Source organism: uncultured Gimesia sp. (assembly GCF_963972345.1).
Lineage (GTDB): Bacteria > Planctomycetota > Planctomycetia > Planctomycetales > Planctomycetaceae > Gimesia.
This window is the reverse complement of sequence record NZ_CAXAVM010000106.1, coordinates 1-23,081: the sequence shown is the minus strand read 5'-3', so window position 1 is coordinate 23,081 and position 23,081 is coordinate 1. Positions and strand designations below refer to the sequence as shown.

Sequence of the window (23,081 nt, the reverse complement as noted above, 5' to 3'; positions counted from 1 at the left end):
TGGAATCCGGCTTTTTCACAAAGCCAGGAACAGAGCGTTCAAATTGCCGCCCGCCAGGCCCTCTCAAAAATCCTGGGCAAAAATCCACGAAATGTATTTGAGCTCAACCGCCACGAAGCACAACAGGTATTAAAAAACGCTGCCCTGCAGTTTTACAAGAATCACACGGATGCCTCAAACAATCAGAAAATCTGGGTCTGGGACAGCGCTCAACAGACTGTCGTTCAGAAAGAACTACCAGCCCAGGAAGTCGGGCTGATCGAAGGTCAGCGACTGGCCAAAGAAGCTCTGGAAATGTCCCCGGAAAAACAGGACGTACAGACGCTTTATCTCGCGATGACACTCGCGCTGGAAGCTTACCGGGTCGGCTGGAATACACCGCTTCCCGAAGGGCCAGGAACTGCTTTCAACCTGGCATTACTCTCTGGTCCTAAAGCAGTCAGTCAGGTACTGTCATTGGCAATGAAACAGGGACACACTCCCAGTGCACTGGCGGCATTGAAAGCGCTGGGACAGATTGGTTCCCGCAATCTGCTGTATGAGAAACTGGACCAGCATTCCTCACTGATTGCTGCTTTGAATTATCCCGACCGCCGCGTGCAGTTCGCCGCAGCGACGACGATCATGCAACTCGACCCCGCGCATACGTTTCCCGGAGCAACCCGGGTGATTGCCATCCTGACCCGTGCTTTAGGGGGAGAAGGAAAACAGGCTGCAGTTCTTGTCGACAGCAGCATTCCTCGAGGTCAGACAATGGCAGGGCTGTTTCACGAACTCGGATACGAAACCCAGTCCACTCAAACAGGTATGGCAGGCTTCAAAGCAGCCACCGCACGCATGGATGTCGAATTCATTGCACTCGAATATAATATCATGCGCTGGGGCCTTTCACAGACCATTGCAAATCTCAGGGCTGATTCCCGAACCGCAAATATCCCCATCATCATCTATGGCCCGCTGCGTCTGAAAAACAAAATCGAATACGCAACGCGTCATTATCCGCTGGTCCAATATGTAGTAGAATCAGAAAATACAGAAGATATCGGCACACAGATCAGGCCTTTTCTCAACAGCCTGAAAACCCCTGAATTAACCGGTGAACTCCGTTCCGAATACCGGTCTGCCGCCCTGTACTGGCTGTCGCACATCGCTTCCAGCCAGCGCAGCAGGATCTATGACCTGACACCCGCTGAAAAGCCATTGCTGCCGTTGGTCGCCGACCGGAATCTGGCCGCGAATGCCCTGATCACTCTTGGCGGAATCCCCACACGCACAGCCCAGGCAGATCTGGTCACCATCGTCACAAACAAAACCATGGACAGCGATGTCAAAGAAATCGCCGCCCTGCAACTGGCATTTCACATCCAGAAATTCGGTCTGCTCGTTGATTCCAAAAATGTTGCTTCAATCCGGGAAGCCTACCAGACCGCCACAGATCCCAAACTAAATACGGCCCTGGCATCTGTAATGGGAACCCTGATGCCCGACAACAAAGTGGTTGGCGAACGACTGCAGGAATTCAAGCCCACCACGCCACTTCCATAAATCAATTTTGACTGACACTACGAAAAAACTCCGAAGATTCAATTAACCTTCGGAGCTTTTTTCATTCAGTCTGTTTCTTTGTGATTAGAACATATCGCATTCAACCATCGCGTCTCTCGAACTCAGATACCAGGTCCAAATGCTTGTGAAGACTCTGCTTTAAAACGGGACACCGTCTAATTCGCATTTGCTGCTGTCTTCTTTCGCAGCAGCGACCGCAGTGGCTCTTCCAGATCTTTCGCTTCCGAAGTCACCAGTTCCGTCACGCCTGTATGATCCACCAGCATCAGCATCGGCACAGTCCGCACACCATAAAATACTGCTGCCGGATTATTCCAGCCTCGCTTGTCTCGAGAGGAATAAAAGATCTGCCGCCAGTCCAGAGGAGTCTTTTCCTGAAAGGCATCGATGGCAGGTTCTTCCAGATCCAGATTCACCCCGACAATTTCAAATCCGTATTTTCGGTATTTCTGAGACAACGCCTGAATCTCGGGCAGTTGTTCAATAAAAGGCCGCGCTGTGGTAGCCCAGAAGACAACCAGCACCACACTCCCTTTATAATCATCGATCGAAACAAATCCTCCTTCGATGGTTTCGCCAGCCAGTTGCAGAGGATTGCCTTTCAACTTCAGACGACGGGACAGTCCGAGTACCTGAGCGGTTTCATTACTTTTGGGAAAGCGTGATTCCAGATCAAGACAGCAGTCCAGCGCCTGTTTATTCAAGCCATAAAGCTGACTGGTTTCGGCAGCCGCCTGCAGAAGCTGAGGAGCACGCACCGATTCCTGAGGAAACCGTGATGCAAACAAACGTGACTGCTTGACGAATTCTTCAATCCAGCGGGGCTCCTGTTTGGCAAATCGCTGAGCACTCGTATTCGCGAATTTAGCCACTGCGAATCCGGCGTCTGCAGCAGACTGTGATTTGGGATCCCGTTTAAACAGGGACTCAGAATGATCGTATAATGCATCGATACTTTCCTGATCGCCCTGCAATGCCAGTTGCAGATGAGCATCCAGCAGATGATTGATACAGACGGCGAACAGGCGCTGCTTTTCCTGATCCGCGTGAGTTTGCTTGACCGCTTCCATCGCCAGTTGAATGATTTTCTTATTCCGCTCTGTACGGGCGGCTCTCAGTTCATCGACATTCTCGGTTTTGGGGAATCCCTGAACTTTCAGACGGGTAATCTCCCGCACATTCCACTCGGCAGAACCTTCTTTGAGTTCCTGAATTTTTACTTCTTCATCCGCCAGCGAAGCTTCATCGCCATCAAGATCGTCCAGGTCACGCTGATCGCGTTCCAGGCTGGCGGTCTGCACCATATTCGGCGTCAAGGCAGGCCCCGATCCTGTCTGGGAGACCTGTGTGATTGAAGCCTTCGGCACGGATTCCAGTTTCGTATCCGCAGGGGCGCCATCCAGCTTACCGTCTGTATGATTTCCTGCCGCCTGGGGCGTTGCCGTATCTCCGCTGCCACAACCGAACTGGGTGATTAACAGCAAACCTGCTGCGATCGAATAGATTTGAAGTCGATGCCTCATCGTTTATTGCTCTCCTTCCTTTGAGAGTCTGTCACTATTTGAAGTACCGAGGTCGCGAAAGTCTGATCCCGAATTGGGGTACTGTAACGTTTGGCCCGCGTCAATCTGAATGGTGACCGTTACAGTTCTGCGGAAGACGCCCTGAAGCGAATTCTGCCACTCCCTCAGCAAAATTCCTGTGTTTAACACTTTATGCCGCGAGTTTTACGCGAAAATCCACTTTCAAGGCAAGACGAAGCTGGCAAAAATTACAATTCGGGGGCCGATTTCAGACAGTTTTCCGCTCTCCCTGATCAGAGCAGGGGAGAGACTCCCAAAAGAGGGATCGCAAAAACCGATCAAAGCTCGCCGTGATAATGCTTGAACGCTTCGATTGCAAAATATTCGGGCAACCCCAGTTCATTGTAAACTCGGGCTGTATTTCGGGTTCGATCTTCTGCGCGAACCCAGAATTCCCGTTTATCACCCCCCGGATAGAACGCACTGTCCTTCTGCGATTCATGCTTGAAAATGGCTTCCCGTTTTCGGAGAACCACTTCCGGGCTCAACGGAACTGCCCGCTCAATCTCATGCGGTTCATACTCTTCCCAGGCCCCGCGATACATCCAGAATTCCGGAGACACACCTTCCTCGGAAACCACATTGACGGCATTAATCACAGCTTCTGCACAAACCCGGTGCGTTCCATGGGGATCGGATAGATCCCCGGCGACATAGATCTGATGCGGATTTACTTCCCGCAGCAGGTCTGCCACGATCGCGATATCTTCTTCACCGATCGGCTTTTTGGAAACCTGACCCGTGCGATAGAATGGTAAATCCAGAAACCGCAGGCGTTCTTCGGGCACTCCCGCGACATCCGCACCGGCAGTCGCTTCTGTTTTGCGAATCAACCCTTTGATTCCCAGCATCGCTTCCGTATCCAGATCACCCGCTTTTTTGTTCTCAATACTTGCTTTCAGGTTCTGCAGATTTTCCAGCACCGCCCGATCATCCGCATGAAACAGCTGATGAAATTCACAGACAAAATCGATATGCCGCAACGCGTCATGATCGAACACGGCAATATTTCCGCTGGTCATGTAAGCGATATAAACTTCGTGTCCCTGGTCGGCCAGGGTAATCAATGTGCCACCCATCGAAATCACATCGTCATCGGGGTGCGGGCTGAAAACGATCACACGTTGAGGATCCACACCCGCTGGTTTGGTACAGATCCCTTCCAGCAGCGAATCAAATACGCTCTCCCGAATCTGTCCGACAGAACCGTACTGATGCAGCAGTTGGTGCAGGTGATTGTGCAGAAAATCATCCGATTCCAGCTTTAACAGTGGTTTACCTACTTCTCTGGAAAGCCAGATGACCGCTTTTTTCTCCAGAAGAGGCGTCCATTCAATATTCCCGACGATCCAGGGAGTCTTCACCGCCGTCAACTCAGCAGCCGCGGCGCTGTCAACCACGAATACGGAATTTGTATGGGTCTGCAGAAAACTGGCGGAAACCTCATCTGTCACTTCCAGTTCAGCCGCTTTTTTGACCACGGCCGCTTTGTGTTCGCCCAGGGCCATAATGATAATTTTCTTGGCGGACAGAATACTTCCCACCCCCATCGTGATCGCATGATGAGGCACATTATCTTCGCCGAAAAAGCCACTCGCGGCATCGCGACGTGTCACAGGATCCAGGTTTACGAGCCTGGTCAGACTGTTGCGTGCACTTCCCGGCTCATTGAAACCGATATGTCCCGAGCGTCCAATCCCCAACAGTTGCAGATCCAGGCCGCCATACTGCTCAATGGCCCGTTCATACTCTTCACAGAACTGATCCACCTCTTCCGCCGGAATATCGCCACGGGGAATGTGAATGTTCTCCGGTTTCACATTCACATGATCAAAAAAGTTCTCCTGCATGAATTTGTGATAGCTGTGAATCGAATCCGGAGCCATCGGCCAGTATTCATCCAGATTGAATGTGATCACATTGGAGAAGTCCAGCTGTTCCTCGTTGTGCAGGCGAATCAGTTCACGGTACACGCCCAGCGGAGTCGAACCGGTGGGCAGCCCCAGAATAGCCGGGTTGCCGGCATTGTTTTTTTTGCGAATCAGATCTGCCACCACGCCGGCTACATATCGGGCCAGTTCAGATGACGTTTCGAAAATGACGGTAGGCACTTTCGTATGTCGCACAAATTTGGATTTGGGAGTAACATGAACGGAGCGGGAAATATCGATAGCCATCAGACGAATTTTACCTGTAAAGCAAGAAAGAGGGGAGCCATTCTCCAGCAGAATCACATCTCTATTTATAACGATTTCACCGGACTGAACTGCGAATTGAAAGTAACCACGCGAACAGTAACTCCGGTGTGCGTGTTTTTTTTATGAATGTTTATTATAACTGGAGCACAACACATTTTACCATAGCGTCTTTCGTACTATTATACTCGATCCGACTGCCTCTGGAGACGCTACTGTAAAACTGGACACAGTATAGTTTCAAGATAAGCTCACTACCACTTATTTGACCTACAATGTACAGAGAGAGAATTTTCCATGGCAAATCAGGCAGAATCTCCACGAATTCTCGCGATTCACGCCCATCCTGACGATATCGAAATCCAGTGCGCGGGCACTTTAGCCCTCCTGAAAAATCAGGGATGCCACATCACCATCGCCACGATGACCGCCGGCGATTGCGGCAGTGCAGAGATGGGACCGGTGGAAATCGCGAATGTCCGTCGCGCCGAGGCCCGGAAAGCAGCCGACATGCTGGGAGCCGATTACATGTGCCTCGAGTTCCGCGATCTGTCCATCGTCATCGATCAGGATTCCCGCCAGCGGGTCACCGAAGCCGTCCGTAAAGCCCGTCCGGATATCGTCATCACCGCGCCTCCGGTCGACTACATGAGTGACCACGAAATGACCAGCCGCCTGGTCCGCGATGCCTGCTTTGGTGCTTCTGCTCCCAACTACACTACCCATCAGTTTCAGCCAGCCCCTCCCACGGAAAAGATACCCCATCTGTACTATGTCGACCCGATCGAAGGCTGCGACTACTTCGGGAACCCCATCGAACCGCAGTTTATCATCGATATCTCAGAAACGTTCGATCTCAAAATCAAGATGCTGGCCTGCCATGAAAGCCAGCGGGCCTGGCTTCGCAAACAGCATGGCCTGGATGAATATCTCGACGGAACCGAACGCTGGTCTGCAGCCCGCGGCAAAAAAATTGGTGCCGCCTACGGCGAAGCCTTCGTCCAACATTGCGGACACCCATATCCTTCCAGTAACCTGTTACTCCAGCTGCTTGAAAAATAAACGCATCACTTCACTCAGATTATATATATAAAGACGACATCTATGAATGAGCCACAGCCCGATCAGGACCTGCCCTACACAGAGACAGAAATTGAATCGATGACAACCGATGATGCACATGCGGGAAAAATTCTCACGCTGATGATGGTCTGCACCTTCTGCTATACTGTTGTCGTCGGCACCTATATCATCTTCTGGAGCCTGAATTAGACCACCCGTCATTCCGCTCTGACCGGTTTCGGCTGGTCAGAGTTTTTTACTCTCACTTCCCCGAACGCTTTTCTTCAAACACCGTCCCGTTGGGATTCAACAGCATCCAGCAGGCCGCTGCAGCGAGATAAATGCCAGTCATCAGAATCAGCACCGGTTTATAAAATTGAGCCTGGAACATGGCTCCCACAATCACGGGAAGTAAAGCTGCTCCCAGGTTGCCTGCCATATTCATCATCCCGAAAATCGGCGCCACATGCTGGCCTCCCTTATCAATCGTCACCGTGTATCCACAGGCGCCTCCCAGGCCGGCAAAAAACATGCTGACTGTAATCAACGTCATTGCCAGATTCATCTCACTCACGAAATAAGCACACAGGGTACACAATCCACAGCCCAGCATCGCGACAATCGCCACTCCCTGTCGGCTCCAGCGGCGACTTCCGGTTCGCTGCAGGACCCAGTCAACGGCAATCCCGCCAAGGAAATTTCCCACCACAAAAGACAGCAATGGGAAACTGGTCCAGATGCCCGAAGAGGCGATGGTAATGCCCCGCGCTTTCTGCAGATAAACGGGAAACCAGGTCATGTAGAAAATCGTACCAGCGGCCCGAAAGAACTGCTGAGCACAAATCATCCACATTGAAAAACTGGTCAGAATTTCTCCCCAGGGGGTCGACTCGCCATGCTCATCCTGTTCCTGATCTGTCGCCGCTTCCGGTTTTGCTTTGACTTCACCACCACGAATGATCTCCAGCTCTGCTGAATTCACACCTCGATGCTTTTCAGGCCGGTCCCGGAACCAGTAATAAAACCAGAACGCCCACACGAAACCTGGCACCGCGCAGAGATACATGATCGTCCGCCAGGACAGACCCGGAATCTGGAGACCTTCATAATGAATTCCCTGCAGCAGCAGGCCGATGCTGAAAGCCCCAAAGGCACTCCCGATCGACATGAAACTTCCCAGCAGACCACTGGCAAAACCGCGTCGAGATTTGGGCAGCCATTTGGAAATTGTACTCGCACAGCACGGGAATATCCCGGCTTGCGAAATACCAAAAATCAGACGCACACCGATCAGCATCCAGAACCCCGTCGCCATGCCAGTCAGCGCCGTCGCAATCGACCACAGGATGGCAAACGCGGTCAGGGCACGCCGCGTTCCCCAGACATGTCCGACCCAGCCACTCGGAATCTGCGACAGGGCATAGCTCCAGAAAAAGGCACTCATCACCCAGCCCATCTGGGTCAGGCTCATATCGAGTTCTTCCTGAATCAGCTTCGCAGGCACCGAAATCGCATTGCGACTGACATAAGCGACCGCTGCCACCAGGCACAACAGCGTCAGCACCATGAAGCGGGCATGCGTTGGAGTCGCATCTTCTCGCGCGGACGCGTTTTCTGATTCATTCACTCTCATCACTCCCCGCAACGATCTTTACAATGATTTCATCAGCAACTCAAACAACCGGTCCACCTCTGTCCGGGTCTCCTCATCCAGGCTCCACGCGCTGGGTTCACACCGACGATCCGAACTGAAAATCCCCCGCTTCACCAGCAGATACTTTTCGATCGCCAGAAAACCATCCAGCCCCGCCTGGAGCTGCAGCGCCACAATTGCACAGATCGGAAAATAAATCCGATAGACGGCTTCGTCATCGCCTGCCTGCAGCGCCTGCCACAATGCCATAATCCCATCCAGCAGATCCACGCCCGGCATCGTACCACTGATTCCACGCCGATATGCGTCTACCAGCAGAATCCCCCCCGAACCATCAAAGATCCGGGCCCGTCCCCCCGTCGCATCCCGCAGCGCAGACAGATTCGGTCCGATCGGCGAAGCTTCCGGTTTGAACAGAATTTTTTCCGGACCATATTCGTCCAGCAGTCGTTTGTAAAACTCAATCGAAATCGCACGACCGACATAAGACGAAGCGTCCTGCACCACCAGCGGCAGACTGCATTGTTCGGCCAGCGTAGTAAAATAATCCCACAGCGCCGCATCGGGCAGGGCTGTCGTCACCGGGGGAATCGCCATCACCGCGGCACAACCAGCTTCCTCGGCCTGACATGCGAAGGCAACCGCCTGCCGCGTACTCTCTGCACCCACACTCGCAATCACCGTTCCTCGACCTGCCGTCAGTTCCACCATCAACTTTGTGAGATTCAGTCGTTCCTCATAAGTCAGACGCAGCACTTCTGAAACCATCGCGCCGCACACACCATCGGCTCCCAGTTCAAAACACCAGTCGATTTCCCGCGCGAAAGCGTCCGCGTCAATCGTCTCGTCCTCACAGAGAGGCGTATGCAGAACCGGTAAGACCCCCTGAATCAATGCCGCCATATCCTTGTTCTTTCTGTCTCTTTATTCGGAATTCTTCGCGAACTCAAACCGTTTCCGTTTCGATGATCTTACCAATCGCATCTGCCATCGCTTCGATGACCTGCTCCAGTCCGCCCCGCTCAAACGGCGTCTGCCACACCTGGTACAGATCCAGATCATACAACTCCGCCGGTGCCAGGTATCCGGTCGTTCCATTAATCAGATTCAGACAGGCAATCGTCCGATCAGGATAACGACGTCGCAGTTCCCGCTGCAGAATGGAATACGCTTCCGTCGGGCTGCCGATCAGAATCGCCTCTCCCATCTGCCACACCCAGATCGGCAATTCCAGCGTCTTGCCGTCTCCGATTCCCCGCCGGATATTTCGTCGTCGCCGCAACCGTTCTTCCAGAGCCCGGTCCGTACACGCCTGCCGCTGCGCTTCCAGTTCATCCGCAGTCGGCCAGTCTTTGAGAGGAATTTCCACCCGGGTCTGCATGCGTTTCAGTTTCACGCCCGGCTTGTCCACCGCATGCTTCCAGACAGCGAGCGGCGCCCCGGATTCCATCACTCCCGAATATTTCAGACAAGTTCCCGGCGGCTCCATATCTTCCAGCGTCGCCAGCACAGCATACGCCAGCTGGCGACCATGTCGATCCGCGACTGCCACATCACCCACATATTGATAGCGGGGTGAAAGCTCACCCGATGCGCCCTGCATGAACAGCGCAGGGACATCCAATGTTTCCCTGATCGTATCCCGCATCGCGCCGGGATAGTCGGGCGAGATCGCCGTATTCTCCCAGGCCAGCGTCGTTGGATGACAAGCATAATTCACAATCACTGCCTGCAGCGCTCCCTCCAGATCTGTGATCCGACCTACAACCAGCGTATCGTCGGCCGGTTTATCCGGATTCCAGCCACAGACGATCCGCTCTCCCTCCGGGTCCGGCAGATCCCGCATTGAGGCCAGTCCGCAACATCCGGTCTTCCACTCCAGTACCGCTTCCGTCGCATTCTTCATCGCCGCCCGTGTCACCTTAACAGCAGCCAGGTACACCGTCTCCAGGTACTCCGCCAGTGAAGCACTCGCCGGCAGATCCGGGTCGGGATCAGTCAATGGAGGCGAAGCATGTGTATGACTGACTCCGAAAATCAGCGACGCTTCATCCAGTCCTAACTCTTCCAGCAGTCTGGATTGAAACCGGTGAAATGTCGGCAGCGAACGCCACCAGCCGAGATCTGCATCCAGAAATACCAGCGGCTGTTTCGAATTGGTCTCACTCAGAACCAGCGCATTCAGAGTCAGGCGGCGGTGAATCCAATCCGCCACATCATGTTTCGCCGCCCCCCAGTTGCGGGCATAAATTCCCGTCGGTGGCGTGATATCAACGGTCGCCACGCCAATCCGTCCCCGAAAGGCAGACTGTGTTTTCGCCTGTAGAGTCGATTCACTCATGAGTCGTTCCGTTCATTGAATGAAAATTGAAGAATTGAGAGCGCCAGGCGTGAGCCGCGCCTTACCAGTCTCCGACTGCGCCATCCTGGTAGAAGACGCGCTGCACGGTTTCCTGCTGAAACGGATGCTTCTTCACTTCGGCTTCGTTAATCGAAATCCCCAGTCCCGGCTTCTGGTTCGGCTTGACCGTCCGCGTTTTGGCATCGATCACAAAACCTTCTTCCACCACATCCTGTCTCCACGGTACATCGTCATGCACCGATTCACAAATGATATAGCTTGGTTGCGAGAATCCAAATTCCAGTGAAGCCGCCGTACTCACAGGCCCCTGTGGATTATGCGGTGCCAGCGAAATCCGGTACGCGTCCGCCAGCGCAGCGATCCGGCGTGCTTCCGTGAAACCACCGCAGTGGGTCAGGTCCAGCTGACAGATTTCACAACCCCGTTTTTCAAACAGATCGCGAAACGCCGCGAGGTGAGTCAACCGTTCGCCCGTCGCAATTGGCGTTGTCACCGCCGCATTGATCGTCGCCAGGCTGTCCATCGATTCCGGCCAGCAGGGCTCTTCGAAAAAATACAGACCGTAAGGATCGAGCGCCTTCGCAAACTGCAGCCCCATCGCCGGTGAAGGGCGGGCATGACAGTCCACCATGATATCCACTTCATCGCCGACCGCGTCCCGCATCGCCGCCACACAATCCTCGGCTGCCTTGATCGGTTTCAATCCCTCGATCGGCATCGTCGGCGGAACCGCCATCGATTTGAACGCTGAAAACCCGTCGGCGACCGCTGCCTGTGCCAGCTCTGCAAACTGAGCCGCATTGTCGGTCGAAGTCTGGTAGAACGACTCCATGTTCCCGCCACCCAGGTGACAGTACAGCCGAATGTAATCGCGAACCGGTCCGCCCCATAACTGATGACAGGGCACGCCGTGAACCTTCCCCAGAATGTCCCATAGCGCCAGGTCAATTCCCGCAATCGCCGTCGAGCGCGTCACACCGCTCCCGTGCCAGAAATGCTGACGCCACATCATCTGCCACAGATATTCCACCCGCCGCGGATCTTCGCCAATCAACAGCTGGGACAGATCTTCAATCGTCCCCGCAACGCCACGCGTATGCCACTCCAGCGTCGCTTCTCCCCAGCCATACAGGCCGGGCTGATCAGTGATTACTTTGACAAACACCCAGTTTCGCATCCGGGCATAACACACCAGAGTTTCGATGCGTTCAATTTTCATCGGGAATTGGTTCCAGTCTTCCAGGGTTTTATTTTGGCGTCAAAATAACAACATAACCCGAAAGCATTTTGGAAGCAAGCAATTATGCCAAAGAACTGAGTAACAATTATAAGGAGGGGCGCAGCGGGCAAAAGCCGAATATCAGACGTACAGACATTTCCCGCCCACGAATCAGTGAAAGCAGTTCACTGCAACCAAATCCAACAATTCAACCGTCAGGGGAACTGCAGATCTTCCCCGTCGTCGTATTCCTGCAGTCGCTGTCTCGCGAGTTCCGCCCACGGGCCCAGTTCGTCGAAGTCCAGGTAGATCTTCCAGTGGGGAACCGCTTCCTCCACCCGATTCAGCTGATGCAGCACTTCCGCTTTATGCAGATGCGCATCCGGATAATCGGGGTGAACCTGCAAGGCGATCTCAAACGCGTGCAGCGCCGCCTCCGGATCGCCCAGCTCGTTATGCAGGCAACCCAGCTGCGTCCAGGCTTCGATGTAATCGTGATCCCATTCCACCGCCGCGTAATAGCGTTCCAGCGCCCCTTCGGTATTTCCGTTGAGATACAACGCTTCCGCCAGATGCAGATGGGCTTCGGGCATATCGGGTTGCCCCAGCAGCGCCAGTCGAAATGCTTCGATCGCCGGCTTCGCTTCGCCGGCATCCAGCAGCTGGCAGCCTTCATCGAACCATTCGTCCGCACTCCGGTCAACCGGTTCCGTCGGCTGCAGATGCTCTGTGAATTCAATCGTCCCCTCGAACGATTCCTCGTCCGCCAGCTCAGGCACTTCGGTCTCTGCAGTTCCAAAGTCGAACACCCGCTGTCCCTGTCGCGGATCAATCAACCCCCGCTCATCTTTCAGCAGCAGCTGTGCATCCTGCGCCAGCAATGTCAGCTGCGACAGCGGCGCGTCGATCTCGTTGAAGAATTTCCCCAGGTGCTGCAGACTGCTTTCCAGCTCCCGCGGATTCACTCCCGATTCCAGCAGCTGTGACAGCCGCCTGACGCTCGCCACTTCCTGAAAGGAAAAGTAGGGCAGACGGTAAATCTTGCGTGCCGGCTTGATCAGTCCCTGGCGTTCCCAGCGGCGAATCGTCCCCACGGGCACATCCAGCATCTGCGTCAGCATCGCCGGCGTATAGAGCTGATCCACATTCACGCCCGGCTCGCGGAGTTCAATCAGCGCCAGCCAGTCCGATTCCTTGATGATCTGAATCGAAACGCCCTCGGCAATCAGCTCCTGGGCATGCGTCAGATTCACCGAAGGCGATCCGTCCGACTCCAGCGGCCAACCCTCTTCGCCCACCACCAGCAGCGTCGTCTGGCGGCTCACATGCTGAGCGGTCTGCCCCCCATGCTGCTCGACGAACTCGCCCGCCTTCTGATGTGTCATCGAAGCGAGCGTGCCCGTAAACACCACGCGTTCTCCCTGCAGAGCAGGGGAGCCTTGAAGCAGTTGATCAGGTTGTTCTTCGTCAGTCTCAGACATAGATCAAGTAATAATACATTAAATCAGAAATATCGAGTAAAAAGGGGGTTATCAAATGCCAGTCGCAAAAATATCATACCCCCACAGCAGTAAACTTTCTCCGAGGATAATGATACGGGAATCCGTTGGGTAGCTTTCAGGGCAATCCTTCATTATAAGGGAGCAAAATATGTTTTTTCCTGCTGAAGGTACCGTTTGTACCCCCGAATTTGACCATATATCCATGGGAGTTGATTGGAATGTCCGTGCTCGAGTCGTGTGATCCGGAAATCTGGAAATGTATTCAGTCTGAAGCACAGCGCCAGAAGAATGGCCTGGAGCTGATTGCCTCTGAAAATTACACCAGCGCCGCCATTATGGAAGCGGCCGGCTCGATCCTCACGAACAAATACGCCGAAGGCCTGCCCGGACGTCGCTATTACGGCGGATGCGAATACGTCGACGTCGTCGAGAACCTCGCCCGCGATCGCGCCTGCAGCCTCTTCGGAGCCGAATACGCCAACGTCCAGCCTCACTCCGGCTCACAGGCCAACATGTCCGTCTACTTCACCGTGTTAAAGCCAGGCGACACCTTCCTCGCCATGGACCTCGCGCACGGCGGTCACCTCACTCACGGCATGAAATTGAACTTCTCGGGAACCCTCTACAATCCCGTGCCCTACGGCGTCCGTGAAGACAACCACCAGATCGACTACGACCAGGTCGCGAAACTCGCCCGCGAACACAAACCCAAAATGATCATCGCCGGGGCCTCCGCTTACCCCCGTGAAATCGATCACCCCAAATTCGCCGAAATCGCAGCCGAAGTCGGTGCGGTCCTCATGGTCGATATGGCCCACTATTCCGGCCTCGTCGCGGGCGGCGTGCACAACAACCCCGTCGAAGTCGCCGACTTCGTCACTTCCACCACTCACAAAACACTGCGTGGTCCCCGGTCCGGCTTCGTCCTCATGAAAAAGAAATACGCCAAAGATCTCAACCGCGAAGTATTCCCCGGCATCCAGGGCGGCCCACTCGAACACGTCATCGCCGGCAAAGCCATCTGCTTCCAGGAAGCTGCCACCGAAGACTTCAAAGCCTACGCCCGACAGATCGTCGCCAATGCGAGAACACTCGCCGATACCCTGATGGCCGGCGGCATCAAACTCGCATCCGGCGGAACCGACAACCACCTCATGCTCTGCGATGTCACCGCGATTGATCTCTCCGGCAAAATCGCTGAAGAAGCACTCGACAAGGCCGGCATCACCGTCAACAAAAACATGATCCCCTACGATCAGCGCAAACCGCTCGATCCCAGCGGCATCCGCATCGGTACCGCCGCCCTCACCACCCGGGGCATGAAAGAAGACGAAATGAAAAAGGTCGGTGCCTGGATCCTCAAAGTCCTCGGTGCTCCCGAAGACGAAGCCAACATCGAAACCGTCAAAGGGGAAATCGCGGAATTCGCACAGAGCTATCCCGTGCCCGGCATCGCGTAACAGACTGATACCCGACTCATGACACAGCACAGCGAACTCGACATCACCACCATCGACTGCACCCGCGACGACGCCACCGCGCTCTTCAGCGAACTCCGCGAAAAGCTCAGCCCGCGCGGCAATGTCGTCTCCGAAGCCGGCAGACAACGTACGATCGAACTCTTCGGCGCACCCCTCTCGCCGCAGGAAGTCGTCGAACGCATCTGCAACGATGTCCGTGACAAAGGTCTCGCCGCGCTCCTCGATTACTCGGAAAAGCTCGACCGCAAGCAGCTCACCCCCGAGACCATGCGCGTCTCGGCTGAGGAACTCAAAGAAGCTCACGCCAAAGCCGATCCCGAGTACCTCGCCACGCTGCGTCGCATCCGCGAGAACATCATCGAGTTTCAGTCGGCTCTGCTGCCCGACGACGTCAAAGTCCTCCGCGAAGCAGGGGAGTCCCGCGTCGAACTTCGCCAGCGGTATCTCCCTTTGAAACGGGTCGGCGTCTGCATTCCCGGAGGCGCGGCCGCGTATCCGTCCACACTGCTGATGACCGCGATCCCCGCACAGACCGCCGGTGTCAAAGAGATCGTCGTCGTCGTCCCGCCCACCGACTTCGGCGGTTACAACACCGACATCCTCGCCGCCTGCCAGGAGCTCGGCATCACCGAAATCTACCGTGTCGGCGGTGCCCAGGCCGTTGCGGCCCTCGCGTATGGCGTCGAAGGCATTGAACGCGTCGACAAAATTGTCGGCCCCGGTAACCTGTTCGTCGCGCTTGCCAAACGTCACGTCTTCGGCGAAGTCGACATCGACAGCATCGCCGGCCCCAGTGAAGTCATCGTGCTCGCCGACGAAACCGCGAACCCCGCGTTCATCGCCAGCGATCTGATCTCGCAGGCCGAACACAGCCCCGGTTCCGGCGTCCTCATCACCTGGCATGCCCCGCTGATCGAAGCCGTCCGCGAAGCACTCATCAGTCAGCTCAACGAGCTCCCGCGCGGCGATCTCGCCCGCCAGAGTCTGCTCGACTATGGCGCGTTGATTCTCGCCCGCGACGAAGACGAAGCTGCCCGCTATACCGATCTGCTGGCTCCCGAGCACCTGCACATCTCGACCGCCAACCCCGATCAGCAACTCGCCAAAATCCAGAACGCCGGCGCGATCTTCATGGGACATTACACACCGGTCGCGACAGGCGACTACTACGCCGGCCCGTCGCACGTCCTCCCCACCGGAGGCACCGCCCGCTTCGCCAACGGCCTGTGTGCGATTGACTTCCTCAAACGTTCCTCGGTCATCTACTACAACCAGCAGGGACTCAAAAACGACGCGCCCGGCATCACGCTGCTCGCCGAAAAGGAAGGCCTCACCGCCCACGCCGCCAGCGTCACGATTCGCCTCCAGGACTGAACGTCCCGCACCAGCTGCTACACATTTCCGCACTCCCGCTGCATAAACTGCACTTGACCGCGGCGCGCCAACGGCGATAAGCGCTGTTTTGGGTCGCGCGCGTGTCCAGTTTACAGTGCACTGAAACACGCGACACCGGTTCCCGGTTTTCACTGGAATCCACAGTGAAAATCGCCGGAATTTACCGGCACAAACGGCAGTAGTTCGCGCTGTATGCCTGCGGGTCAACGCACGTCGCAACGCTTCGCCCCGGGACCGCCCGGCTGTCGCCCCGGATCGCCCCGGCTTCAACCCGTATCGACCACTCGTTTTTTTCAGATGCCCCTTGACCCCCGCGCGCCCTTCGCGAAGATCCTTGACACACCCGGGGAGACCGGACACGTTTCCCGGCAAAACAGAACCCGGGCCAGAACCCGAGCCAGAAGCCTCAACAGGAACACCGGCAACAAGAGAATCGACCAGCGATGCCCAACCCAGCAGCACACAGCCCACAAGCACACAATCCGGCCGCATCCCGTCGGCTGGACCAACCAGCACAGTCTCAGGTAATCCAACCCGTATCCCGTTCAACACACAGAGAGGAATGAAATTCATGACCGACTCCCTTCTCAAAACCCGCCAGCGTCTCAGCGTTGAAGAACAGACTCAACTGATCGAACTGATCATGATTCTGCTGGATCTGAACACACGGATCAGCAATATCAAAACCGAACTCGCCGCCGAAACCGGCCTCAAGCCGTGTTCCCTCAATCGTTACATCCAGACGGCCCGTCGGAAAATCAAAGCCCGCGAAAGCAACCAGCGCGCCGCCGCCGACCTCGAACTGCTGCTATTTCTGGATGAAGAAGAGGCCGAACGAAACTTCGCCGATACAGTGAACTTCTACAAGAGCATCATCGCCAACCCCAAAACGAGCATCCGCGAGCAACTCCAGGCCCGCGAACGCCTGGACAAACTCCTGGGCCTCTACAGCTAACCAACCCCACCAGCCCACACAGAGCAGACCAGCAGAGATACAGAAGCAGATGATACGAATCGGCACAGGCAAGGGGAGATGAAGATAGAGCAGTGAATCCGATGAATTTGAATGCCCGTGTGCCACTGTTGGCTTGCCCAACAGTGCTCAGAAAACACCCCAATCCAGATAAAAAAGAACAGAAAGAAGAGCCTCAACATCACATCTCACAGGAAGAGTGGCAACCAGTTATGAAAAGAGAAAGCACAGTCTACACCCCAACACATTCACTGTCGGACAAGCCGACAGTGGCACCCAACAAACGATCTGGTATCGAGGCCACTACATAAAGTTAACTGAATGGAGAACAGAAACTGATGGCTCGAAAAAAAATGACCCGCAGAAAGAACCGACAATATGAAGCAGCCAGGAAAAAACTGGGTAAACCGTTTTTTGAATCAAAAGGGATTGCCATTTATCAAGGTGATACACTTGAACTAAGCAGCAATCTACCAGCTAATGTAATTGATGCCTTGATCACAGATCCTCCGTATTGCTCAGGTGCAGCAGGCAGTGCTGTAGGAGCCGATCCCTCTAAAAAGTATTGCCATAGTGGTAACACCCTCGGCCGTCCTTCCTTTGGCGGTGACTTCCGAGATCAAAGATCATTCAAATATTGGTGCACACTTTGGATCAGCCAGGCATTCAACGCCTGTAAAGACTCGGCATACTGTCTGGTTTTCACAGACTGGCGGCAGCTGGCCACCACGACCGATGCAATCCAGGCAGGCGGTTTCTGCTATAAAGGGCTGATCAGTTGGGACAAGGGAGGCGGGGCCAGGGCACCACACAAAGGATACTTTCGGCACCAGTGCGAATACATCCCCTGGGGTACTAAAGGAATTGTACCTCGATTGACCGATCGGGGACCGTTTGCAGGCTCTTATTCAATCGGTGTGAAGCAGGTTGATAAACACCACATGACTGGAAAGCCTACACAACTGATGCAGAGTCTGATCCAGTGTGTACCCGTCGGTGGTCTGGCATTCGACCCGTTCTGCGGATCAGGCACAACACTGGTCGCCTCTGTTCTGGAGGGACGCTATGCCATAGGCTTCGAGGCATCAGAGCAGTACTGCGAAATTGCTGCCCGCAGAATCGAGGCAGCCCAGCAGGGTGAGTTACTGAAGTTTCAGAAACAGTAAAATGTAGACAATACTTCTCGATATATCCGTTGTGAGAGCTACATCAAAGGGGTCAGGATTCTTTTTTTTGACTCCTGACCCCTTTTTCCTATTCATCAAAATGAAGCGAGAAATGCTGTGATAACGCAATTAAATTTAGACATTTTCAGTGGCCCCGTCTAGATAAAAAAATTCATTTCTAACAAGCCATTATTGTTACAACAATATAATAGTTTTGGTGAAAAAGGGATGTAAAGAAAACAGCAGGTTGGATATAACGGATTGGGAATTATCATATAGTTTGATAGGATAATTTATATTTATTGTAGAAGGAAAAAACATGGGGCACTCATTTTATTGTTCTAAAGAAGGGGAGGATATTGATACTGCAATTCCCGTATGCGGTAGTAATGAAGCTCGTGAATATTGGCATCCCGTAATAGACTCGAATCACTTAGAATTATTGAAATTAGCCTTCACAGGGTATCTAGAAATTGATGAAACCAATGTCGAACAATTCAAACAGGAAGTCAGAATAATTCTGGATAATTTCAAGCGACTTAATGTAATAGAAGGATCGAATGATCACGATTTTTCGATTGAAAGATGTCAGCGGCTCCTGGATCTTTTGAACAAATACCCACCGAAACAAGGTTATTGTTTATCTGCAGGTTAGCCAAATACGTCATATGCTTAACAGAAAATGGGTAGCAGGAGTACCGAAAAGTCCGGTGGCAGGCGCGATTCAATATCTGTTAAGCCGAGGGAGATCAAAGGGGTCAGGAGTTGATTAATTGACACCTGGCCCCTTTTTTCTATTCATCAATCCATTTGATAGCAGCTTCATTTTTTTGGTTCTTCATGAAGCTCAGCTTCGTGTTGGAGCTTATCTCGTTCTTCGTACTTTGCTTCTCTGATAAACAGCGGAATGAAAGGGAACAGGAGAAAGACCGACATGAGAAAGAAAACTGCTGCGACCATACCCACCATCGACCAGTCTTCGACCAGGGTTGCTGCCAGGATTAATACCCCCAAAGCTAAGAACAGCGTCAAGGCGATGGCGGTATAAATGCCCGCGTATTGGACATCCATTTCCACTTCTTTTTGTGAAATGTTCGACTGATTTCTGCTGCGAAGCACTTTCGCTTGTGATTGCCGTTCCAGGTAACTCACAATGACGAAACCAATAAACAGCACAAGCACTGCGGATGCAGCCAGATAGGCCGCCTGAGGTAAGAATAGTAAGAGTACGCTCGTAGTAATCAGTGCTAAAATCAGCAGAAAACGCAGTATTGTTTTTGCATGCCGCATCATCACATGCGCGTCGGGCTCACCAAGATTGGGCTTATCCATTGTACCAGTCCTTTATCCAATATTTCCCACCTGGACTCGCCTGGAACCGCTCCAGGTAGGGATTACCTTTAATTATACCCACTGCGTACTTCCCTGTCTAAATCAAAGTGTTTTTCGCCACTTTTAGTTCTTCTGTTATTGGATAAAGGCTAAAGGGGACAGGAGTCATCCCATCGACTCCTGCCCCCTTTTTCGTGCAAGATGAACCTTAGCCATTCCAGAATATTCTCTACTGTCCCGTTACAAAATTGATGATTGACCTGATCCAGATAGAGCATTATTCTATAATATACATTGTTCCAGACCGTCTCTGATAAATTAGATTGCCACATTACTGTTGGTCTGTAACAATTCCTTTGGAGGGTCCCATGAAACTGACAAAAGAGCAAGCAGAGGCGATTTCTCGTGGCGAAGAAATCCCCGTGGATGTCGAAGGGACGGAATGTGTCCTGGTAAGAAAAGACATCTATGCGAAAATTTCTGGAGACGTCAGCAAGGGTCGTTCGGATGAAGTAACCGAAGAAGACCTCCGCAGGCAGCTCGTCCGTTCCTGTGAATCCAGCGACTGGAACGATCCCGCAATGGATATTTACAATGACTATGAATCAGTAATAACCGGAACCAAGAATCATGCCAGATAATTTTAACAGAGACTCCTGGGCAAGCTGGTATGCTCAAGAACATCTTAAAACTGACCCTGGAATCGAAAAGATCTTCTATCTGCCTACGAATGCAGATGCACGCGAAATTCGCTTTGTTGAAATCAATACGTTGTCAGGAGATCGTACTGAGGATTCGTTGGAACCAATTGATTTTGGTATCGACACGGGAACTGAAAATGCTCACAGACTCTTTGTTCTTGATGTGACACCTGCACAATGGCAACAGATTCAATCTGATAATTTGTCATTGCCAAACGGCTGGTCTCTTGACGATTTGATCGCATTCCCCAATGACCAGTTTGAAACTCTTCCCCAATGAATCGTTATCAGGAACATTGGTGGCACCAGGCAAAATCTGATCATGAGGCATTTCTGCTCTTAAAGAGTGCTGGTATCGCTCAATGCCACACCCTCCATTACCTTCAGATGGTGACTGAAAAAATCGCAAAGGCATATTTCTGGAGGTCTGGTTCTCCTCCTCCAAGAAGTCATGCTGGATTTGTTCATTTTCTCAGATTCTTAGGCCAAATCCGTCAGACAGATCGAGAGCGAATTGCAACTCTTTTTACTTTTACAAATTATAATCAATTCCAAAGTTGGTTGAGATCGGTATTACCAATCGCCTATGACCTGGAACGAATTTCTCCAGCTCTTGCCAACAATGGACCCAATACAGAGTATCCATGGCCTCACGCTACCCCCGATTCAGCTCCTGTAAATCATGATTTTTCCGTTTGGAAATCTTTAACGAAAGGCCAAGGCCGCGACTTGATGCGTCTCATTCAAATTGCCGTGAATCGATTCCCGGAATACGCCGACACCTGATTTAAACTATAAGTCATGGATGAATTTCAAACACCCGCCAGCGATCCAGAAATAACAACGTCTTGATAGAGCAGTGAAAGGTTATTTATTCTTAGTGCCTAGTCCATTATCAAATCCCTCTTGTTGACCAGCAAGCAAATGCCCAATTCTATAACTTGCATTTTGAAGCTTAGATGCAACTTCTGACCGAAATTCAGCTGTAAGGGAATCTTCAGATAGAACTGCATGATTGAGTTCTGCAATTAACTTGCCATGCTCCGAATCTGCCAAACCAATAATATTCAGGTGATGTAGTATTTGCCTGAATCCACGCATCAAAGCATCGCGAGGCCCATTTCGTAATAAAGCACCTGATGTCCACATGATATCATTTGCCAGCCAGTAAAGATTCGCAAATTTATCAACATGGACAGAACTGAAATCAGTTGAATCTGAGTCTTTAATTCCCGTAGTTTCTACTGGCAACATATCTGCCTTCGAATCACCGAAAGCAATACTTCCCCAAGGAAATTTTGCTTCTGCAATTCGAGTTATCACATCATGAATATCATTTTTGAGTATCCACACAATTGTCAACGTAACAAGCGGCCAAGCAAGTGACTCAACAAAAAGTGGTAATGAGTCTATAAGTTTCTGAAAATTAAAGCACACTTTCTCGATCCTTATTAGAGTATGATTACTCATTGATACTATTTTCTATACAATCAACCTTCCCACCCTCATACTCCCCGATCACAGCCTTCAATCGCTCTGAGTGCTTAAAGATATCATCCACGTTATCAATCGCGATTTTTTCTTCGGTTTTGTTTGTCAGCAGGCCCAGGTATTTCTGTGAATGATTGAACCGCAGGCGGCAGATTGGTTTGCGGTTGTTGTCGTCCAGCAGGACGCCGCAATAGCTTTTCGTGTCGCGCATGATGATTCGTGAGACATCCACCACTTCCCGCAGGATCGCTTTCACTACGTTGAAACCGTCCAGTTCTTCCGGCGTGGTTTCGATGCCGTCGCGGGGGGAGGTGTCTTCGCCGTTCTCGCTGGCGTCTGCTGCTTCGACAAACGCGCTTTCCGACTGGTCGGCGGAGAGGGCAGTCTTCAGACGTTCGTTGATCCGCTCGTTGATGAACTGGCTGCGGGCGTCTTTCACAATCTTCGTGAACTGCTCCACCACCACCTGCGTCAGGCGGCCGTCATACACGCGCGAGGCAAAGAACCGCACGAAGTCTTCCGACGGGGCCTTGAGTTCTTCTTCCAGGATCTTCTTGATCGAGCCTGCATACTTGAGTGTGCTGGCGGTCGTCAGAATATCTTCCAGCGAAAACGCCGACTTGGTGAACTTCTTGAGTTCGTTGATCTCGTGATCTTCGATGTGCAGCATGTTGAACACGAAGAAGGGCTTCGAATCCATTTTGTTCGGCTCATCGATGTCCGAATAAAACTGATACTCAATGCCATTGGTCAGAATCGCAAACCGGGCCGACGTGACCGAGAAATAACGATAGAGCTGCGATGCGTGCACCTTGTCCAGGTCGGCTCCCGACCATTTGCATTCGACCAGGATGATGATCTTCTCATCTTTGGTGATCGCGTAATCGACCTTTTCCCCCTTCTTGATGCCGACGTCCGACGTGAACTCGGGGATGACTTCCAGGGGGTTAAACACGTCGTAGCCCAGCGCACTGATGAAGGGCATGACAAACGCGTTCTTGGTGGCCTCTTCGGTCTACGTGTACTCCCGCTGTTTGGGAATCCGTGAGGCAATGTCTTTCATCCGGTCAATCAGATCCATCATTCCACCTGCTTTCAAATCAGAGTTGTCAAAACATACCAGCCTGCGTTTGAGGTCTGTCTCGCCGCTGACAGAGGGAGAAAGCGAAAAGACAGGCTGCCATGCGTTCTGAAAAGAAGCAATGTTTCACGATGTGAAAGTTTGAATCAGATAAAGCCCGCACAAATAGACATTATGACACTACGACAGCCCACGTCAACAAAATAACACCAGTTTGTCCACACCCGAACCAGCTGATCATGGCATCCTGCTACATTCCCGCAGGGTGACCTCGAATGGAATTCGAGGTTGTCGCAGACAACAGGAGGTAGCAGGGAA

General features: G+C 52.7%; 21 protein-coding genes and 1 pseudogene. 12 read left to right on the top strand and 10 right to left on the bottom strand.

What is annotated here, in order from left to right; all coding sequences use genetic code 11:
* On the top strand, positions 1 to 1,545 hold a 1,545-nt coding region (locus AACZ40_RS17455; RefSeq protein WP_339675205.1), incomplete at its 5' end, for a hypothetical protein.
* 176 nt (positions 1,546 to 1,721) lie between these two features.
* On the opposite strand, the gene AACZ40_RS17450 is transcribed toward AACZ40_RS17455, so the two are convergent.
* Together AACZ40_RS17450 and nagB are read right to left on the bottom strand one after the other, a co-directional pair.
* Positions 1,722 to 3,089 carry a TlpA disulfide reductase family protein gene (locus tag AACZ40_RS17450; protein ID WP_291178645.1) on the bottom strand — a complete coding sequence of 456 codons (1,368 nt, stop codon included), beginning with the start codon at positions 3,087 to 3,089 and terminating at the stop codon, positions 1,722 to 1,724.
* Positions 3,090 to 3,427: 338 nt separating this feature from the next.
* The gene (gene nagB / locus AACZ40_RS17445) at positions 3,428 to 5,326 is read right to left on the bottom strand and encodes a glucosamine-6-phosphate deaminase (protein WP_291178642.1); all 1,899 of its coding nucleotides are present in this window, start codon (positions 5,324 to 5,326) and stop codon (positions 3,428 to 3,430) included.
* 315 nt (positions 5,327 to 5,641) lie between these two features.
* On the opposite strand from nagB, the gene AACZ40_RS17440 reads away from it, so the two are divergent.
* The gene (locus AACZ40_RS17440; RefSeq protein WP_291178639.1) at positions 5,642 to 6,406 is read left to right on the top strand and encodes a PIG-L family deacetylase; all 765 of its coding nucleotides are present in this window, start codon (positions 5,642 to 5,644) and stop codon (positions 6,404 to 6,406) included.
* A 42-nt stretch (positions 6,407 to 6,448) separates the two neighbouring features.
* Positions 6,449 to 6,616, top strand: a complete 168-nt coding sequence (locus AACZ40_RS17435) for a hypothetical protein (RefSeq protein WP_291178635.1) — start codon at positions 6,449 to 6,451, stop codon at positions 6,614 to 6,616.
* A 52-nt stretch (positions 6,617 to 6,668) separates the two neighbouring features.
* Here AACZ40_RS17435 and AACZ40_RS17430 read toward each other — a convergent pair whose 3' ends face one another.
* The 5 genes from AACZ40_RS17430 to AACZ40_RS17410 form a co-directional block, all read right to left on the bottom strand.
* Positions 6,669 to 8,033, bottom strand: coding sequence for an MFS transporter (locus AACZ40_RS17430; RefSeq protein ID WP_291178632.1), 1,365 nt, complete (start codon positions 8,031 to 8,033; stop codon positions 6,669 to 6,671).
* A 24-nt stretch (positions 8,034 to 8,057) separates the two neighbouring features.
* Positions 8,058 to 8,963: a dihydrodipicolinate synthase family protein gene (locus AACZ40_RS17425; RefSeq protein WP_291178629.1), complete on the bottom strand. Its 906-nt coding sequence runs from the start codon at positions 8,961 to 8,963 to the stop codon at positions 8,058 to 8,060.
* A gap of 43 nt (positions 8,964 to 9,006) precedes the next feature.
* Positions 9,007 to 10,401 carry an alkaline ceramidase gene (locus tag AACZ40_RS17420; protein ID WP_291178626.1) on the bottom strand — a complete coding sequence of 465 codons (1,395 nt, stop codon included), beginning with the start codon at positions 10,399 to 10,401 and terminating at the stop codon, positions 9,007 to 9,009.
* 61 nt (positions 10,402 to 10,462) lie between these two features.
* Positions 10,463 to 11,641, bottom strand: a complete 1,179-nt coding sequence (gene dgoD / locus AACZ40_RS17415) for a galactonate dehydratase (RefSeq protein ID WP_291178624.1) — start codon at positions 11,639 to 11,641, stop codon at positions 10,463 to 10,465.
* Between the two features lie 215 nt (positions 11,642 to 11,856).
* On the bottom strand, positions 11,857 to 13,122 hold the full coding sequence (locus tag AACZ40_RS17410) for a tetratricopeptide repeat protein (RefSeq protein WP_291178622.1): 1,266 nt from the start codon (positions 13,120 to 13,122) through the stop codon (positions 11,857 to 11,859).
* A 239-nt stretch (positions 13,123 to 13,361) separates the two neighbouring features.
* Here AACZ40_RS17410 and glyA point away from each other — a divergent pair, with 239 nt between their 5' ends.
* The 6 genes from glyA (at position 13,362) to AACZ40_RS17380 (ending at position 18,813) form a co-directional block, all read left to right on the top strand.
* Positions 13,362 to 14,603, top strand: coding sequence for a serine hydroxymethyltransferase (gene glyA, locus AACZ40_RS17405; RefSeq protein ID WP_339675207.1), 1,242 nt, complete (start codon positions 13,362 to 13,364; stop codon positions 14,601 to 14,603).
* Positions 14,604 to 14,621: 18 nt separating this feature from the next.
* Positions 14,622 to 15,998: a histidinol dehydrogenase gene (gene hisD / locus AACZ40_RS17400; RefSeq protein ID WP_339675202.1), complete on the top strand. Its 1,377-nt coding sequence runs from the start codon at positions 14,622 to 14,624 to the stop codon at positions 15,996 to 15,998.
* Between the two features lie 592 nt (positions 15,999 to 16,590).
* The gene (locus AACZ40_RS17395) at positions 16,591 to 16,974 is read left to right on the top strand and encodes a hypothetical protein (protein ID WP_291178617.1); all 384 of its coding nucleotides are present in this window, start codon (positions 16,591 to 16,593) and stop codon (positions 16,972 to 16,974) included.
* Between the two features lie 101 nt (positions 16,975 to 17,075).
* Positions 17,076 to 17,303 (top strand): hypothetical protein, encoded by a 228-nt coding sequence (locus AACZ40_RS17390; protein WP_291178615.1) that lies wholly within the window; start codon positions 17,076 to 17,078, stop codon positions 17,301 to 17,303.
* Between the two features lie 27 nt (positions 17,304 to 17,330).
* Positions 17,331 to 18,158 (top strand): DNA methyltransferase, encoded by an 828-nt coding sequence (locus AACZ40_RS17385; protein ID WP_291178612.1) that lies wholly within the window; start codon positions 17,331 to 17,333, stop codon positions 18,156 to 18,158.
* 319 nt (positions 18,159 to 18,477) lie between these two features.
* The gene (locus AACZ40_RS17380) at positions 18,478 to 18,813 is read left to right on the top strand and encodes a hypothetical protein (RefSeq protein WP_291178609.1); all 336 of its coding nucleotides are present in this window, start codon (positions 18,478 to 18,480) and stop codon (positions 18,811 to 18,813) included.
* 167 nt (positions 18,814 to 18,980) lie between these two features.
* On the opposite strand, the gene AACZ40_RS17375 is transcribed toward AACZ40_RS17380, so the two are convergent.
* Complete coding sequence (locus tag AACZ40_RS17375) at positions 18,981 to 19,490, bottom strand: hypothetical protein (protein WP_291178607.1); 510 nt, start codon at positions 19,488 to 19,490, stop codon at positions 18,981 to 18,983.
* 368 nt (positions 19,491 to 19,858) lie between these two features.
* Between AACZ40_RS17375 and AACZ40_RS17370 the strand changes: the two genes are divergently transcribed.
* From AACZ40_RS17370 to AACZ40_RS17360, 3 genes are read left to right on the top strand one after another with little or no spacing between them, the layout of a single operon-like run.
* Positions 19,859 to 20,131, top strand: a complete 273-nt coding sequence (locus AACZ40_RS17370) for a hypothetical protein (RefSeq protein ID WP_291178604.1) — start codon at positions 19,859 to 19,861, stop codon at positions 20,129 to 20,131.
* Entirely contained in the window at positions 20,121 to 20,471 is a 351-nt protein-coding gene (locus AACZ40_RS17365) for a hypothetical protein (protein WP_291178601.1), read from the top strand. The genes AACZ40_RS17370 and AACZ40_RS17365 overlap by 11 nt, the downstream gene beginning before the upstream one ends.
* Positions 20,468 to 20,977: a hypothetical protein gene (locus tag AACZ40_RS17360; RefSeq protein WP_291178598.1), complete on the top strand. Its 510-nt coding sequence runs from the start codon at positions 20,468 to 20,470 to the stop codon at positions 20,975 to 20,977. The genes AACZ40_RS17365 and AACZ40_RS17360 overlap by 4 nt, the downstream gene beginning before the upstream one ends.
* 81 nt (positions 20,978 to 21,058) lie before the next feature.
* Here AACZ40_RS17360 and AACZ40_RS17355 read toward each other — a convergent pair whose 3' ends face one another.
* Positions 21,059 to 21,661, bottom strand: coding sequence for a hypothetical protein (locus AACZ40_RS17355; protein ID WP_291178595.1), 603 nt, complete (start codon positions 21,659 to 21,661; stop codon positions 21,059 to 21,061).
* A pseudogene (locus tag AACZ40_RS17350) lies at positions 21,654 to 22,682 on the bottom strand (type I restriction endonuclease); the annotation flags it as partial. The gene AACZ40_RS17355 and the pseudogene AACZ40_RS17350, both read right to left, overlap by 8 nt.
* Positions 22,683 to 23,081 lie beyond the last annotated feature (399 nt).

What these genes read in the sequence shown, in the direction of transcription:
- AACZ40_RS17365 (WP_291178601.1), top strand. Translation starts at nt 20,121, where the DNA reads ATGCCAGATAATTTTAACAGAGACTCCTGGGCAAGCTGGTATGCTCAA.
- AACZ40_RS17420 (WP_291178626.1), bottom strand. Translation starts at nt 10,401, where the DNA reads ATGAGTGAATCGACTCTACAGGCGAAAACACAGTCTGCCTTTCGGGGA.
- AACZ40_RS17360 (WP_291178598.1), top strand. Translation starts at nt 20,468, where the DNA reads ATGAATCGTTATCAGGAACATTGGTGGCACCAGGCAAAATCTGATCAT.
- hisD (WP_339675202.1), top strand. Translation starts at nt 14,622, where the DNA reads ATGACACAGCACAGCGAACTCGACATCACCACCATCGACTGCACCCGC.
- dgoD (WP_291178624.1), bottom strand. Translation starts at nt 11,641, where the DNA reads ATGAAAATTGAACGCATCGAAACTCTGGTGTGTTATGCCCGGATGCGA.
- AACZ40_RS17450 (WP_291178645.1), bottom strand. Translation starts at nt 3,089, where the DNA reads ATGAGGCATCGACTTCAAATCTATTCGATCGCAGCAGGTTTGCTGTTA.
- AACZ40_RS17395 (WP_291178617.1), top strand. Translation starts at nt 16,591, where the DNA reads ATGACCGACTCCCTTCTCAAAACCCGCCAGCGTCTCAGCGTTGAAGAA.
- AACZ40_RS17410 (WP_291178622.1), bottom strand. Translation starts at nt 13,122, where the DNA reads ATGTCTGAGACTGACGAAGAACAACCTGATCAACTGCTTCAAGGCTCC.
- nagB (WP_291178642.1), bottom strand. Translation starts at nt 5,326, where the DNA reads ATGGCTATCGATATTTCCCGCTCCGTTCATGTTACTCCCAAATCCAAA.
- AACZ40_RS17380 (WP_291178609.1), top strand. Translation starts at nt 18,478, where the DNA reads ATGGGGCACTCATTTTATTGTTCTAAAGAAGGGGAGGATATTGATACT.
- AACZ40_RS17385 (WP_291178612.1), top strand. Translation starts at nt 17,331, where the DNA reads ATGGCTCGAAAAAAAATGACCCGCAGAAAGAACCGACAATATGAAGCA.
- AACZ40_RS17435 (WP_291178635.1), top strand. Translation starts at nt 6,449, where the DNA reads ATGAATGAGCCACAGCCCGATCAGGACCTGCCCTACACAGAGACAGAA.
- AACZ40_RS17390 (WP_291178615.1), top strand. Translation starts at nt 17,076, where the DNA reads ATGAATTTGAATGCCCGTGTGCCACTGTTGGCTTGCCCAACAGTGCTC.
- AACZ40_RS17425 (WP_291178629.1), bottom strand. Translation starts at nt 8,963, where the DNA reads ATGGCGGCATTGATTCAGGGGGTCTTACCGGTTCTGCATACGCCTCTC.
- glyA (WP_339675207.1), top strand. Translation starts at nt 13,362, where the DNA reads ATGTCCGTGCTCGAGTCGTGTGATCCGGAAATCTGGAAATGTATTCAG.
- AACZ40_RS17375 (WP_291178607.1), bottom strand. Translation starts at nt 19,490, where the DNA reads ATGGATAAGCCCAATCTTGGTGAGCCCGACGCGCATGTGATGATGCGG.
- AACZ40_RS17440 (WP_291178639.1), top strand. Translation starts at nt 5,642, where the DNA reads ATGGCAAATCAGGCAGAATCTCCACGAATTCTCGCGATTCACGCCCAT.
- AACZ40_RS17370 (WP_291178604.1), top strand. Translation starts at nt 19,859, where the DNA reads ATGAAACTGACAAAAGAGCAAGCAGAGGCGATTTCTCGTGGCGAAGAA.
- AACZ40_RS17355 (WP_291178595.1), bottom strand. Translation starts at nt 21,661, where the DNA reads ATGAGTAATCATACTCTAATAAGGATCGAGAAAGTGTGCTTTAATTTT.